This is a genomic window from Clostridium sp. MSTE9, from assembly GCF_000277625.1.
GTDB classification, from domain to species: domain Bacteria; phylum Bacillota; class Clostridia; order Oscillospirales; family Acutalibacteraceae; genus Faecalispora; species Faecalispora jeddahensis.
Genome location: NZ_AKFU01000026.1, coordinates 43,801 through 59,129 on the forward strand (window position 1 = coordinate 43,801; position 15,329 = coordinate 59,129).

At 46.3% G+C, this 15,329-nt stretch carries 13 protein-coding genes and 2 pseudogenes; 4 read left to right on the forward strand and 11 right to left on the reverse strand.

The annotated features are described in order from the left end of the window. Positions 1-18 precede the first annotated feature (18 nt). From HMPREF1141_RS05910 to HMPREF1141_RS05960, 11 genes and pseudogenes are all read right to left on the reverse strand, one after another. Positions 19-1,311 carry an ATP-grasp domain-containing protein gene (locus HMPREF1141_RS05910; RefSeq protein ID WP_035316623.1) on the reverse strand — a complete coding sequence of 431 codons (1,293 nt, stop codon included), beginning with the start codon at positions 1,309-1,311 and terminating at the stop codon, positions 19-21. Positions 1,312-1,322: 11 nt separating this feature from the next. After that, the gene (locus HMPREF1141_RS05915) at positions 1,323-2,387 is read right to left on the reverse strand and encodes an NAD(P)-dependent oxidoreductase (protein ID WP_009062041.1); all 1,065 of its coding nucleotides are present in this window, start codon (positions 2,385-2,387) and stop codon (positions 1,323-1,325) included. Positions 2,388-2,434: 47 nt separating this feature from the next. Next, positions 2,435-3,154, reverse strand: coding sequence for an IspD/TarI family cytidylyltransferase (locus HMPREF1141_RS05920; RefSeq protein ID WP_009062015.1), 720 nt, complete (start codon positions 3,152-3,154; stop codon positions 2,435-2,437). An 18-nt stretch (positions 3,155-3,172) separates the two neighbouring features. Beyond that, positions 3,173-5,611, reverse strand: coding sequence for a CDP-glycerol glycerophosphotransferase family protein (locus HMPREF1141_RS16845; protein WP_009062078.1), 2,439 nt, complete (start codon positions 5,609-5,611; stop codon positions 3,173-3,175). A gap of 22 nt (positions 5,612-5,633) precedes the next feature. Next, positions 5,634-6,497, reverse strand: coding sequence for a glucose-1-phosphate thymidylyltransferase RfbA (gene rfbA, locus HMPREF1141_RS05930; RefSeq protein ID WP_009062060.1), 864 nt, complete (start codon positions 6,495-6,497; stop codon positions 5,634-5,636). After that, positions 6,494-7,603 carry a DegT/DnrJ/EryC1/StrS family aminotransferase gene (locus tag HMPREF1141_RS05935; protein WP_009062076.1) on the reverse strand — a complete coding sequence of 370 codons (1,110 nt, stop codon included), beginning with the start codon at positions 7,601-7,603 and terminating at the stop codon, positions 6,494-6,496. The genes rfbA and HMPREF1141_RS05935 overlap by 4 nt, the downstream gene beginning before the upstream one ends. A 4-nt stretch (positions 7,604-7,607) precedes the next feature. Continuing rightward, a complete protein-coding gene (locus HMPREF1141_RS16850) occupies positions 7,608-8,573 on the reverse strand; it encodes a glycosyltransferase (protein ID WP_009062054.1) in 966 nt (321 codons plus the stop codon). Positions 8,574-8,580: 7 nt separating this feature from the next. Next, on the reverse strand, positions 8,581-9,603 hold the full coding sequence (locus tag HMPREF1141_RS05945) for a glycosyltransferase family 2 protein (protein ID WP_009062095.1): 1,023 nt from the start codon (positions 9,601-9,603) through the stop codon (positions 8,581-8,583). Continuing rightward, on the reverse strand, positions 9,600-10,424 hold the full coding sequence (locus tag HMPREF1141_RS05950; RefSeq protein WP_035316624.1) for a glycosyltransferase: 825 nt from the start codon (positions 10,422-10,424) through the stop codon (positions 9,600-9,602). Before HMPREF1141_RS05950 ends, HMPREF1141_RS05945 begins: the two co-directional genes overlap by 4 nt. A gap of 15 nt (positions 10,425-10,439) precedes the next feature. Continuing rightward, a complete protein-coding gene (gene glf / locus HMPREF1141_RS05955; protein ID WP_009062053.1) occupies positions 10,440-11,543 on the reverse strand; it encodes a UDP-galactopyranose mutase in 1,104 nt (367 codons plus the stop codon). A 683-nt stretch (positions 11,544-12,226) separates the two neighbouring features. Next, positions 12,227-13,426 (reverse strand): annotated as a pseudogene (locus tag HMPREF1141_RS05960) (IS256 family transposase); the annotation flags it as partial. A 542-nt stretch (positions 13,427-13,968) separates the two neighbouring features. Here HMPREF1141_RS05960 and HMPREF1141_RS17780 point away from each other — a divergent pair. From HMPREF1141_RS17780 to HMPREF1141_RS17090, 4 genes and pseudogenes are all read left to right on the forward strand, one after another. After that, positions 13,969-14,175, forward strand: a pseudogene (locus HMPREF1141_RS17780) (recombinase family protein); the annotation flags it as partial. A 33-nt stretch (positions 14,176-14,208) separates the two neighbouring features. Next, positions 14,209-14,346 carry a zinc ribbon domain-containing protein gene (locus HMPREF1141_RS17785; RefSeq protein ID WP_278245195.1) on the forward strand — a complete coding sequence of 46 codons (138 nt, stop codon included), beginning with the start codon at positions 14,209-14,211 and terminating at the stop codon, positions 14,344-14,346. A gap of 3 nt (positions 14,347-14,349) precedes the next feature. Then, positions 14,350-14,763 carry a hypothetical protein gene (locus HMPREF1141_RS05970; RefSeq protein WP_009062103.1) on the forward strand — a complete coding sequence of 138 codons (414 nt, stop codon included), beginning with the start codon at positions 14,350-14,352 and terminating at the stop codon, positions 14,761-14,763. Positions 14,764-15,125: 362 nt separating this feature from the next. Then, the coding region (locus tag HMPREF1141_RS17090) for a transposase (RefSeq protein ID WP_155863527.1) at positions 15,126-15,329 on the forward strand (204 nt) is incomplete at its 3' end.

A 15,329-nucleotide genomic window follows, 5' to 3' on the forward strand; every position in this document is an offset into this window, starting at 1 on the left:
CCCCCCAAAAAAATAGATCTACTGCCGGTAATCCAGCAAAGCTTCCACCGCGTCCACACCCAATGTCACCATTCCGTGCGCCTCTTGCATCTGCTTCCTTTCGGCGAAAGAATCGTCGATAAACAAAGCTCTTTTACCGGGCCGGATAAAATCACACTTACGTTGTGCACGGTCTGTATGAATGATCTCATCAAACAGTTCAGGCGCAATTTTATAACGCTTGAGCGTTATGTTAATGTCATAATCATGCTTGGTCAACAGCTTGACAGGGATATTTTTATTGACGCATTGATAAAGGTAGCGCATCAGATTTAAATTAACCTTATCATGCACAATGACCGTATCGTCAAAATCAAGATAAACCTCGTCAAACTCTATTGGAAGGTGGTAGGCATTATACAGCGCACGATCCACCTCTACCGTATCAAGCTGAGGTGTGACCGCCACATCATAATTCATCATGTCAAACACACTCAATAAAGGCAGATTTACGCCAACCGCCCGTTGGATACACATGGTTCCCGCAACGCGCGTCGCAACTTCAAGGAGCTTGCAATTGCCGTCTTCATCGCGTTTAAGCTGAAAAAACCACGCGCCCCGCATCGGGATACGCGCCGATATCTGCTGGGCAATTTCACCAATCTTTTCATCAGGTGGCTGCAGACGGGAATTAACGCTAATGCCGTTGCGGATGCGGTTACGGTTTCGGCAGCTCGTATATTGTAGCACACCATGCCGATTTGTAAAGCAATCAACAGTATATTCCTCACCTTGAAGATATTCGCAAATTACATTCGCCGTTTTGCTCTCGGCCAATTGCTGGCGTAACGCCTCGAGAGTCTGTAAAATGTAAAATCCTTTGGAACCGTAGCTCTCCTCCGGCTTTATGATCACAGGAAAACGGGTTACCTGATCGGGACTGTTATAGACTTTAGGAACAAAGTCAAGGCCATTGAGGTGTGCATAAGTTCTGGCCTTGCTGCGGCAGATATGTACAGTCTCATGGCAGGGTGCGATAAGCGGTGTGGCAAGCTGTTCACGGTTAGCCGACAGTACATCCAGCACTTCGTCCATGGCAGGGTAAATGAAGTCTATATGCTGCGCTTTGAGCAGCGCATTAAAGCGCTCTAAAAAGTCAGGCGCCTGCACAAAAGGCAATCCCCCGCAATAATGCTCAAACACATATTGGCCGTGGTCGGGTACGCTGGAAGCGCCGATTAGCGTAATAAAAGAAATATCCTTTAACGCTTGATGCAGTTCCAGACCCACCTCGGAGCCGCAAGGAAAAATTAAGATTCTTACCTGTTTCATCTCTATTGTTCTCAGCTTTCTGTGTTGGAAAAAGTTTTAACCATTCTAAGATACATTTCCGGCAAATTAACCATGGGCCGCCACCCCAGCGCTTTTAGTTTTTCAACATTTAAATTTAAATATCCTTCAGGGCGATAAAGTCCCTGATTGTCTCCGCCAACATTGGTGCAGACCTTTGCCGATGGTGCGCCTAATGTATCCAATACTGTTCGCGCCATATCTTTAATCGAACAATAGGTGCTCTCGTTAGCCGCATTATAGGCGTCGCCTCGGGTGCCCCTCAGCAAAAGCAGCAATATAGCTGATACTGCATCCATGGTATACAGATACATATTTTCTTTTAACCCGCTGGTTTTCAAGTGAATATCCTGACAGGCAAGAGCGCACCGAGCCATATAAGCAAACACACGGCTGTCCGTACTCTTGACGCCCGGCCCAAAGGTTTGCGCAAGACGGACGATTGTCACTGGCACGTCATATTGGTGCGCATAGGCGCAGCATAAATTTTCAGCCATACGCTTTCCCTCGGAATAGCTGCTGCGCACCGACAAGGGATTAATATAGCCTAAGTCCTGTTCCCCCAGTTTTTCTCGGCATTTTATCTGGCCATAAACCTCCATGCTTGATAAATATACCATTCCCGATGCTTTTTTGTCTCTTGCAAGCGCCAAAACGTTACGGGTTCCAATGAAAATACTGCATATGGTTTCGGTTGGATTCGTCGTAAAAAAAGCGCTGTCTGTCGGACACGCACAATGGATGATATAATCGACGGGAGAAGGAACAGATGGCATTTTCTCCAAGCTTCCTTCTATAAATCGGCAATTGCAGCCATCATTCATCTGACCTTTAAACAGCCGCCGCGCCCGCTCTTCGTCACGTACGAGCAGCAAAACGTCAATCCGACAACCGCTACGTAAAGCATAAAACATAAATGCGCTCGCTGCAGTATACCCAATAAGCCCGGTCGCGCCGGTGATGAAAACTGTTTTACCTGCAAACTCTGCCCAAGGGAGATATGCTGAATCACAGATTCTCTCAAGATCTTCTCTAAACGTGTCATTTTCAATCCACATAGTCTACTCCTTACCCAACGGTCTGCCTCTTTGTTGATCGAACCATTTCAGATGCCCAAGACATCCTGGCTTTCCCGCAAATCATAAATAGCCTTAAATATATAGTAATCTTCGGGCGTTGTAATTTTAATATTACACCGATCACAGGGAACAAAATGCAGTTGCTTCCCTAATGTCGTCATAATGGTGCACGTATCGATCGTCGTTAAATCGGGCATGTCCACGGCAGCTTCATGCGCAGCAAGCACATCACAGTAATAAAAGCTTTGTGGCGCCTTGGCAATATAAAGCCTCTGTCGCTCGATCGTGGTTTCTACTGTTTTACCGTCGCTGCTTATAATACCTGTTTCAGTAAAAGGATCTACGGTAATGGCACTGCCAAAAGTTTTGACGCTGGTAATGTTATCGCTGATAACTTGTGGCGTAATTAGTGGGCGAACCGCGTCATGCATAAGAATGATATCACGGTCAGAACAAATATCCTTTAACGTACGCAGGGCAGAAAGCTTGGACTCCTGAGAAGTCTTGCCTCCAGGTACAATTTTTAATAGCTTGGTAATGCCAAATTTTCGGGCCATATCACGCAAGTGGTCATGCCACCCATCCACACACGGCACGATGATTGCATCAATGTCAGGATGTGATTGAAATATTTCTAATGTATAAATGATGATAGGCTTGCCATACAGCTCTAAAAATTGTTTTGGGCGGGCCGTATTCCTCATGCGTTGACCGGTACCACCGGCAAAAACAATGGCGACATTCAATTTAAAAGTCCCCCTATATTATATCATACCCAATCGTCTTTTCAATTCCTCTACAATTCTCCTAGAGTTATCCTGATCATTTACCGTCATATCATAAAATTCATCCCGCACCCGGCAGCGCCACTCGCTATCCTTTTCAGGATTTGCAATATACGCCTCAATGGCGGCTAGTGTCTGCTCCCAAGATTTTGTCTGAGCTCCTGGAGAATAGCTGTCATACTCATAATTAAGGGTACATTCTTTTTCTATAAAATCCTCAAAATCATAATTGAAGAAAACAACAGGGCGATTCAACAAGATAAAATCATACGCAATAGACGAATAGTCTGAGATAAGGATCCGATATTTTCCCAATGTCTGATAAATATCCGCATCGTTATCCGAAAAAATTCTGTCATAACGCTGCGACAAATCATTAAGCTGCACATTATAATTACGCCATGTATGCGGATGCAGGCGAATGGTTAAAGAACCGTTCACCTTCTCCATACACGTTTGAATAACATCAGCGGAATCTATTATTTTCTGTACTAGCTGCTGTTCCTTAATCGCGTTCCAACGATAGGTCGGCGCATATAAGATATGTACAGCATCTGTGGCGGGCAATATTTGATGCAAAAACACATTGCGCGGATGGCCAGACATAAAACAATTTTCAAGCGGAATATGCAGCGGTTTTGCCACCTGCTCAATCCGTTCAGGGCCAGGGCAAGCCAACATAAAATAGTGCTCAAAAAGTTCTCTATAATACGCATGACGAAAATATTTAATTTTTTTATAAATTATTTTCAAAATATTATCCGCAGCCGATGGCAATATGTCGTTACTCAACATTACACCGGCTATATTTGTATTTTTCAAATCACCAATAGCCTTAAGTCCCACACCATGCCACAGCTGTACAATCTTAGTTCTGTCATTGAGCCCGGAAAAGGCGTCATAGTCTGACATCCTATAATGGTCGGTAAAGGCAAGCTTTGCATGGGAAAGAATTTTTCGGCATTCCGGCGTCCTCATCATAACAACTGGCTTGTTTTCCGATTGCAGTTGTTTATAAACCCCTTTGTCCAGTGTCATCCAGACTGCCTGTATTTCCGGATGATGCGCTAATACGTATTCATATAAATATTTGACATTATCCATATACCCACGCTTAGAAAATGCGGAGAAGGCCCATACGTTTTTCTTTTTCGGGGTAATTGTGTATCTCCAATAATACCAAAAGGACAATATGTTTTTTAGCTTGCCCTTCAGAAAGTCCTTCTTCTTTTTAATCCTCAAAGCCATGCGCACCAGCGGTTTTACCACACGCCGAAAATATCGGTTGCGCACCGCCATTCGATAACCATCCCAACCGTAAACAGACGTCAGTGCCCGACTGTCTCGATAAAAAGAAAGATAAGCATTTAATGAAATTTTAGCAGACTCAGGAAACAACTGGAAAAATTCTGCAATAAGATCCGTTCTATCTAGTTTAATCAATGTTTGAAGATAGTTAGCGCTTTCTAGTTTGATACGGTTTTCTATAGAAGTTTTGCAATAACCATTATAATTCGTTACAAAAAAAAGTTTTAAATCCTCCAGCACATTAATCCAATTAATTCTTGTTCTAAAAAAATGATCATCTTTGTTTTTAAACATGGTAACGCCAGCTTCACTGCGCCGATAAGCTGACATTACATCAAATAAAAATCCAATTGTACCCTTACCCATTTGCATCATCATAATGGAATGATCTCCAGAATCCCGGATATAATAGGTCTCTGGAATCGGCAAGTCATAATTCCATCTAAACAGCATGGAGGATGTGTGTGCAGGTCCCCACATAATATAAGAATTCGCATTCCAAGATACTCTGTTTCTATCCATATTAGGTATCCCATGCGGAATTAATTTGCGACCTTCCTTATCACTAATATAATAACTATTTAAATACCAAGTTTCATCTGCTACAATTTCAGTATTGCAAAAACACGCTCGATGTTGTTTATGTTCCTCCATATAATCGATCTGTTTTTGCAGCTTATATTCATCGGTCCAATAGTCGTCGCCCTCGCAAAAGGCAATATAAGGACTGGTGGCGCGCTGGCACATGTCAATCAGGTTACGCTGGGCCCCCATATTTTCTTCCCGAATAAAGGGTACGATAATATCGGGGTATTTCGCTGCGTATTCCTTGACAATATCCGCTGTCCGGTCGGGTCCGCAGTCCTCGCCGACAAACACCTTGAATTTAAAATCAGTCTTTTGCATGAGAAAGCTGTCCAGTGCCTGTGCAATGTATTCCTCATGCTTATAGGTAATGCATACGACGGTCACCATTGTGTCGTCGTTGTCAAGAATTTTCTGTTCGGTTAAGGTCGGCTTGTCGTCGTCTTCCTCAAAGTTTCGTGCTGCCTCCACCGCATAGCTGGTATCTGGTACCTTTCGTCGTACATCCGTGGTAGGATCACTCATTTCACAACCTGCTCCCGTATATTTAGTCTTTCAGTGAAAGTAAATACTGCCCATAATCGGTCATATGCAACGCTTCTCCCAGTCGATGCAGCTGCTCTGTCGTAATAAAACCGCGCCGCCATGCAATTTCTTCAATACAAGAAATATAGAATCCTTGCCGCGCCTGCACTGCTTCGACATATTCGGCCGCCTGCAGCATACCTTCGGGCGTACCGGTATCCAGCCAAGCTATGCCGCGACCCAGCAATACAACTTGGAGTTCGCCCCGCTGCAAGTAGACATCGTTTACCGCCGTAATCTCAAGCTCACCGCGGGTGGAAGGCGCAATACTCTTCGCTATTTCCACCACGCTATTATCATAAAAATACAGTCCCGGAACCGCAAAATGCGACTTTGGCTTCTTCGGTTTTTCTTCAATGGACTGCACATTAAAATTCGCGTCAAAAGCCACCACGCCAAAATTAGTCGGATTTTTGACCGGATAGCCGAATATAGTCGCGCCGGACAGCTCCGTTTGAGCGCGTCTGAGCATCGCTGTAAAATCCTGCCCATAAAAAACATTATCCCCCAAAATCAGGCAGACCTGATCTCCCGCAATGAATTCCTCACCGAGAATAAACGCCTCCGCCAACCCACGGGGCTGCTCCTGCACCTTATATTCAATCGAGACCCCGATTCGGGCGCCATCCCCCAAAAGGCGTTGATAATTATGAATGTCCTCCGGTGTGGAAATAAGCAAAATTTCCCGGATACCCGCCAGCAGCAGCACCGAAAGCGGATAGTAGATCAGTGGTTTGTCGTAAATCGGCAACAGCTGTTTGGAAACCGCAAGTGTCATCGGGTAAAGACGCGTGCCTCTTCCGCCGGCCAAAATAATGCCCTTCATCTCTTTCCCTCCAAAATTGCGCCGCAAATATATTCCGCGTCATCCGTCGTCATGTCCGAATAAAGTGGGAGCGTCAGAACCCTTTCGGTCATCATCTCTGCCACTGGCGTGCTTTGCAGGGGAAACCTGCCTTGATAGCAGCGGAAGTGGCTTGTAAGCGGGTAAAAATATTTTCTTGGAAAAATGTTTTTACTCTGTAAACGTTCACATAAAGCGTCCCTGTCCTCTCCAAAGGCCACAGGGTCGATGGTCATCGGGAAATAAGCGCAATTTGACTTGACATCCGGTCGTTCGGGGCAAAGGTAAATTCCGGATACACCGCCAAGCATCTCACGGTAACGCGCGACAACCTGCGCACGCCTTGCAATCTGCGCCTCAACATACCGCAGATTGCACAATCCCATCGCCGCCTGAAATTCGTTCATCTTAGCGTTGCCACCAACCTCTCCTACATCCTCGGCCGTATACTGTCCAAAGTTTTTTAGGGCCGAAATCTTTTTCATGGCCACTTCATCGTGGCAGACCAGACCGCCACCCTCAATGGTATGAAACACTTTGGTAGCATGAAAGCTGAACATTGACAAATCGCCAAAGCACCCAATACCCGTTCCGTCCAGCTCCTCACCAAAGGCATGGGCCGCATCATAAATCACCTTTAAACCGTGCCTCTGCGCAATGTCTTCAATTTCCTTGACCGCACATGGATTACCATATACGTGCACCGGCAAAATCGCCGAGGTTTTCGGCGTAATAAGCGCCTCTATTTTGGCGGCATCCATGGTAAAATCCTGCGAAGAAATATCGCAGAACACCGGTGTCAGTCCGTTTTGAACAATTGCCTGCGTGGTGGAGGCAAAGGTGAACGGCGTCGTGATCACTTCTCCTGTCAACTCCATAGAAGCCAGAGCCACCTCAAGCGCCAGATGCCCGTTTGTAAAAAGCGCCATATAAGGCACCTTTAAAAATTCGCACAGCGACCGCTCCAGTTGTTGATGGCAGCTGCCCATGTTGGTTAGCCAGCGGCTCTCCCACACAGGCGCAATCGCCTTGATATATTCCTCCATGGGTGGCATAGAGGAACGGGTAACCGGTATTGGTTCATGCATATAATCAACTCCCTTGCTTATGTTTTTCTCTTAATTTATGAAGCGCGCCGGCCGGCAGCGCAAAAAGGTAATCAAACGGCTGACCCTCTCGCAAAATTTGAGCTGCTATCTGAAAGCTCTCCGTGTTCGGATGCTTGAATGCCGCCCAAACAGCGCTGACAAAAAGTGACTTCTTATGCGCTGAAAAACCACCGTCCACTCCCAACATCTGGAAAGCATAGGCCTCCAGTTTTTTCGTGTAGTCATAATCTTCACGAATCCGGTTGGTATTATGTGTATAAGCGACCGCCGTTGCATTTCTCCCTTCTGCTGTATGCGAGAAGCGATAGCAACTCATTATATCGGATAGTTGGTAAACCGCGCCTTGAGAGGCGAGCAACAAGCTCAGGGAACGGTCACCGATAAGCGGATGCATCGTTATAATCGCTTCGTAAGCACCGTCGGAATTCAAAAAAATATTGCGGTGCATCAATGTGCTCGCATGCCCCGGTAACACAAAGCCATGGAAATCCTCAAGTGTGTACCGCTCCTTTTGGGATATCCAGCTCAGATACTGACTTTTATGCGGTTCCCCCAGTTCGTCCACCATTCTGCACCTGTGAGTGCAGCCAATGTAGTTGGGATGTGCCATGAGAAAATCCACCTGTTTTTGTAGTTTGTGCGTGTCGCACCAGTAATCGTCACCTTCAAGATAAGCAAGGTATGCGCCGCGTGCCCGCATTTGTAAGTTATATAGATTTCTGGTGGCCCCTATATTCCGTGGCCTTAAAACGGGGTGAAGCTGAGGCTCATTTTGAGCCGTATCAGAAATAATCTGTGCCGTGCCGTCCTGAGAAGCGTCGTCACCCACCAAGATTTCAAACTGAAAGTCAGTCTGTTGCGTCAGAATGCTGTTAAGCGCCTGACGGATATAGTGCGCATGGTTATACGAAAGCATCAACACGCTGACTGTAATAGATTCCTGCTCCATGAAATTTTTACGAAGCGCCTAACCGCTTGGCTCCTATTCTTTTAAGCTTTTTGTATTGTGCAAGCCCAACCCTAAACCGGTTCAGTATAGCCAGACAGTATGCTTTTTTACGTACCGCCAGCCAATACGCGGGCGCTTGAGTTTGCAAATAAGTCCGCCAAAGCGCGGCAAGCCGGCATCCTTCATTCCGGTCTTCCACATACATATACAAGGTTGTAAAATGATCTCCCGCGCCTCTTTTAATACGCTCAAAACAGTAATCCAACGCATTTTGGTCCGCGCCATCCTGTTGTGCCTTATAATAAGCTGGTATCAGGCGGCGCAGCACCCGCTCGCGATGATCATGATATTTTGCTCTGTTTTGGGGCGATGTGCTCTGCGCCGGATTTGCCACCTGATATCGATAAATATCAAAATCGTAATAAACTACACTTTTAGCCTGCAAGTAAGGCAGAACAACATATTCCTCATCAACAAAAAACATCTTGTCTTGCATGTAAAAACCCGAGGAACGAAGCAGCCCGGTTCGATAAGACGTGTTGTGAATACTCGGTAGCGTTTTTAACGGGCCGCTAAAGGATTCAGTGACCACATTATAAGCAACACCCTGCTGTAAAGCCCGTACAGGCATCATTTCACCGTTTTGCATATTGACAATCTGGTAGTCGGTCAGAACAACATCAGCCTCGCAGCCTTCAAGCACATCTAAAAAATCGATCAGTGCAGACGTGTTTACCCAGTCGTCGGCATCAACAATACGAAAGTACCGCCCTTGCGCCTGCGCCAGAGCCTGATTGATAGAAGATCCATAGCCACGGCTATCCCGATCGATCAGCCGAAAAATTCTTGGGTATTTTGACACATAGCTTTCTATAACCTGTCTGGAGGAATCCTCGGAGGCATTGTTAAGGCAAAGAACCTCTAAGCGGTCAAACAGTCTCTCATCACAATAGGTGGTCAAATTCTTATCCAACCACTGTGCCATATTAAATGTCGGCACCGCAATTGTCAAAATAGTAGCAGCTGTCACAAAAGATCCCTCCTTTTTCGAGCCTCCCTTTTTTGTCGCAGATAATTGAGCAACGACAACGGCAGCAGTCCAACGGCCAACGGCTTGACGACATAGGGCAAGGCCTGCGGCAACATGCCCAAGCGCCTAAACCAAATAAACCGAACCGTTGCCTCGTTGATACGAAAACGATAGTTCCTGCGCTTTTCTTCCACCCCGACCATGGAGTAATCAAACAAAAGCGCCTGCAAATTTGATCCCTTAAAGCCCAGATGATAAAGGCGTAGAAGCAGATCATAATCCTCGCAAAGCAGACAATGCTTTTTCTCAGAATAGCCGCCTGCCGCTTCCAACACCTCACGGCGAAAAAGTAATGTTGGATGAATATACGGCATTACAAAAAGAAAATCTTGCGGCTGCGGAAACTCCGGGAAAATAGCCGGTATAATCGTATCCGTATTAAAAATCCGGTTAACGTTGCAACCTACAAAGGAAATTTCAGGATGCCTTACCAAATACTCATACTGTCTCTCCAATCGCTGCGGATGCGAAAAATCGTCATCGTCCATCCGGGCGATAAAGCGCCCCGTGGCATGGCTCAGACATAAATTGAGCTTTTGCGGCAACGTAATAGCATCTTCCTGCCGCACAAGCTTAATTCGCGCGTCAGTTTCAGCCATGCGATCAAGCAGTTCTTTAGCCGACGCATCGGAACCGTCATCACAAATAAGCAGATCAAAGTCGCTAAGGCTCTGATCTAAAACAGAACGTACTGCACGCTCTAATGGTGCCGCTTCGGACTTGTTAAAATAGACCCCCATTATAACTGAAATAAGCGGCATAGTGCCTCTCCCATCCTATAGCTCAGGCTCAACCGCTACCCTGTTAAGTGCCGCTTCGATGACCTGATCCATATTATAATAACGGTATTGCGCCAATCTCCCACAGAATACAACGCTTTTTTCGCGCTCGGCCAGTTGGGAATAGCATTCGTAAATCCGTTGGTTTTTTGAATCGTTTACCGGGTAATAAGGCTCCTGCCCCGGCTTCCATGCCAGAGAATATTCCCGCGTGACAATGGTATGGGGCTGCTCCCCAAACTGAAAATGCTTGTGCTCAATGCTGCGGGTATACGGCGCTTCGCGGTCTGTAAAGTTCATAACGGCAACACCTTGATAGTTTGGCGAATCGTAGCAACTGCTTTCAAACCGCAAGCTACGATAGGTAAGCTGCCCAAATTCATAATCGAAATAGCGGTCGATCGCGCCTGTGTAAATAACGCGTTTGGCTATTTTATTGAAGGTCAACCGATCCTGAAAATAATCGGTATGCAGATGCACCTCACTATTTTGCAGCATTTTTTCTACAAGAGCTGTATATCCCGTAACAGGGACGCCCTGATAAGGATCATTAAAATAATTGTTGTCATAGGTAAAACGCAACGGAAGTCGTCTGATAATAAAAGCGGGTAACTTATTGCAAGCCTGTCCCCATTGCTTTTCAGTGTAACCTTTGATCAGCTTTTCGTAAATGTCGGAACCCACAAGGGAAAGCGCCTGCTCCTCAAGGTTCCGGGGTGCATGCGGATACACCATGCGCTCACCTTCAAGACGTTGCATGGCTTGCTCAGGCGTGACCGTTCCCCACAATTGATAAAATGTATTCATATTAAAAGGCAGATTGTAAAGCTTTCCCCTGTAATTAGCAATCGGATTGTTAACAAAATGATTAAACGCACCAAATTGATTAATATATCTCCAAATCTCTTTCTTGGATGTGTGAAAAATATGCGGCCCATAGCGATGGACAAGAATGCCGTCCTGATTTTCATCATAAATATTGCCCGCAATATGCCCACGCTTTTCAATCACTAAACAGCGCTTGCCTTCATTAGAAAGCTCATGAGCAAATACCGCGCCTGTAATACCACTGCCAACAATTAAATAGTCGTATTGCGGCACAAAAAGCCCTCCTGTTCTAATCGAATAAAAGCCAGAAACATATTTATTATATTACACACAATTCGGAAATTTGTAAAGTAGACTGAATATTTGAGAATTTGCCTATGCGCACCACATGACGCTGAAATAAAACGGTCTACAACGGCCTTTTATACTGTTATTTAATCAAAACGCGTATAATTATTCGCTCCTTAGATTATAAACCATTGATGCCATTTAGCTATATAGATCATTGTGCTTCACAGCCCCCTGTGCAAGCTATTTTTTATTTAACATTCATCCTCAACCCTACTTGCTCATCACCCTCTTTAGTAGCTCTTCTCCGCTAATCTTCACAGCTTTATATGCCCGTCGGGCTTTTGATGCCTTAGCTGTCCGCGCTTTAAGTTCCTTTTCGATCCATCTTATTCGTCCGTCGTTCTCTGTCCCACGCATACATGTGGTAATAGCGCGAGTACATACGATTCCTCTGAATCAAATTTTCTATTTACCATCGGCTCCACCCCATACATTAACTGCAATATAACTGTGTGAAATACAGTTATATTGCACAGTATTACAGCTTGTCGAAGAATCCGTTCTTCGCTTAATGCGTCGGACGGGTTCTTCCCATAATTTGCAGGAAGAAAAGGAAGTGTCAAGAATTATGCGCAAAAAGGTTCGCAGTCTCTGAGGGAATGGAGCTACCCGGCAATGGAAGCGTCGTCGAGGACGGCCTCCAGGTGCTTCATGTTCATGTACTTCTTGTTACCCCACTGGGTGCCGGCAACATGACGGAGCCTAGCACAGACCAGCATGAGGGCCGAGTTTCCGTCCGGGAAGCAGCCCACCACGCGGGTGCGCCGGCGGATCTCCCGGTTAAGTCGCTCAATGACATTGTTGGTGCGGATGCGAGTCCAATGCTCCGAGGGAAAACCCGCATAGGTCAGCGTTTCTTCCACACCGCCTTCAATTTTCTTGGCGGCCTCCTTCAGTTTCATGGCGCGGAGTTCTGCAACCACCGTCTTGGCCTTTTCTCTGGACGCTTTCTTGCTCTCCTGGGCTTGGATCGCCTTGAGCATCTTAGCCACCAGCTTGACTTTGGACCTGGGAACAACCGAAAAGATATTGCGGTAGAAGTGGACCACGCAGCGCTGATACTTTGCCTCCGGAAACACTTCACCAACAGCCTCCAGCATCCCTTGGCATTTGTCACCGACGATGAGCTTCACGCCATCCAGTCCGCGGCCTCTGAGCCATTGCAAAAAGTTGACCCAACTGGCTTTATCCTCTTTCATCCCCTCGGCGGCACCGAGAACCTCGCGATATCCGTCCTCATTGACCGCAATCACCACCAGAATGGCCACATTCTCGTATTCTCCACCCCAATTGCGGCGCAGATAGATTCCGTCCACATAGACGTACGGATAGCATCCGCCCTGTAACGGCCGGTTGCGCCAGTCCTCGATATGGACGTATGCTTTCTTGTTCAGCTCGCTGATCGTAGCCGGTGAAACTTTGCTGCCCCAGAGCGCCTCCGTGATGTCCTCCACTTGGCGTACAGAAACGCCGGCGAGATACATCTCGATGAGCGCTTCCTCCACGCTGCTTTCCCGCCGGCGATATCGCTCAATGATGACTGTCTCGAAAGAAATACCCTTGAGCCGGGGGACATTGAGCGTGACGTCGCCCGACATCGTGGTGAGATTTCGGCTGTAATGGCCGCTCCGATAGCCTTGCCGTTCCTCGCTGCGCTCGTATTTTGCGGCTTGGGTCAGCTTCTCTGCTTCGGCCTCCAGAAGGCCATTGAGCGTTTCTTCCACGCTGCCGCGGACCAATTCCTTGATTTGCCCCTTGATTACTTCCTCATTTAACTGTACAATTTTCTCAGACATGGTTTGTTGTCTCTTTTCAGAATGGTGTGTCGTGACTTCATTCTAACGGAGACTGCAAACCTTGTCTTTTTTTATCCCTTTTTCATTTTGCGCAACTTATTCTACCTTATCGAAGAAAAATAGATAATGTAAAATCGGTGCGAAAGGGGCTGTTGCGAAACAACCCTGAAAAAAAGTCGGAGCAGCAATCCCAAAAGGGTTGGCCGCTCCGACTTTTTGCTTTAGAATTAAGTTGTGAAACAAACTCAAAAGCTTTTAAAGGATAACAGATTTGAGCGGAAATATCAACAGCTGACGTTTCCGATAAATATTGAAATTACAATACCGCAGGATAATCGGGTACGGCTTCTAAGCGCCCAGCTTGAGGAACTGGATTACAGAAAACTGTATTGCGCCTATTCTTCGCAGAGAAGAAAATCGGTGGTCGAACCTCGAATCATTTTTGAAGTATTGGTGTATGGCTATCTGTGCGGCATTGATTGAATTGAAAATCCCAATGCCGCGCATGGCGGAGCGTCAGCGCAAAGAAGAGCGCGGGGAGGAAAGCAAAACTCAAAGCTAAGCAAAAATGGAACATCGTCACCGTACAGGGCATCCTTGAGAACGATTTTTACATTGGTACGCTACACCAAGGCAAGTATACCCGCAAAAAGATTAACGACTCGGATATGAAAAAGGACGAAATCGACCACATCATCTTTGAGAATCACCACACGCCCATTGTGGACTACCGTGTTTTCGCCAAGGCGCAGGAGCAACGCAAGCACCGCACCAGCAGCAATTACCGGGGCATCAAAAAATACGAGAATGTCTATTCCGGCTTTTCGGTATGCGGAGACTGCGGCACTCCGATGTTCTCGATGAGCAGGAGATATTTGAAGCCTGCTTATACCTGCGGAACCTACCACCGTCGGGGGCCAAAGGGCTGACGTGTGGATTTGCTGGACGAGCTGCTCAAGCGTTACATCCAAAAGGTGAAGGATAGCTCCGCCGATATGCTGGAGCAGCTCAACGCGGCGATCAAAAATGAAACCACCGAGGTGAAAAACAACGAGGAAACCTCCACGATTTTGCAGCGGCAGCTTGATGACTCTTACGAAGAACTGAAGGCGACCAAGCGGCAGCGCATTCGCGACAGTATGAAGCATCCGGAAAAGGAAGAGCTGCTGGAGCAAACCTATGACGAGATGGAAGCGGAGCTGGAGCACAGAATCAAGGGGCTGAAAAATCAACTCGAGCTGACCGTCAACAAGCGAAACGCCATCATACAGTCAACCGCATCGCCATGGAAATATTCGATGAAATCCTTGCTAAGGATAAGCTGGACAAAATCGATCTTGAGCTGATTATCGAGAAAATCATTGTATACGAAAACCGCATTGAAATTAAGCTGAAAGCGGATATTGACCACCTGCTTCAATGCGGGATAGCGGAGGAAGCCACAAATTTTAAGTCCGGCATCGTGAATAGCGAAACCCAAGTCACACAATCCAGCGTTAAGCACGCGGATAAGGTTTACGATGTCAGTGTTCAGTGACGGCGAGTGGTTGTGTAATGATACAAGGAATTTTAGAGATAAGAGATAATAGGATAATACAAATTTAAATATATCTTTTACTCCATGTGAATGCGCTCTACACAGGCTGATGTGCTTAGAGCCTATCCATAAATTAAAACAAGGTGTAAAATAGGGACTGGTGAGAGAAGAATGAAAGAGAAGAAATCTTATCAGTCATGGACAATATCGGATGAGTTTTGGGAAGAAATCAAGGATAAGATACCAGTAAAAAAGCGGGACCCGCAGAAAAAGTATAAACACGCACCCGGACAAGGCCGTCCTCCGATACCGCCAAGGAAAGTGCTGGAAGGGATTTTTTACGTATTACGCACAGGATGCCAGTGGAAGGCTGTT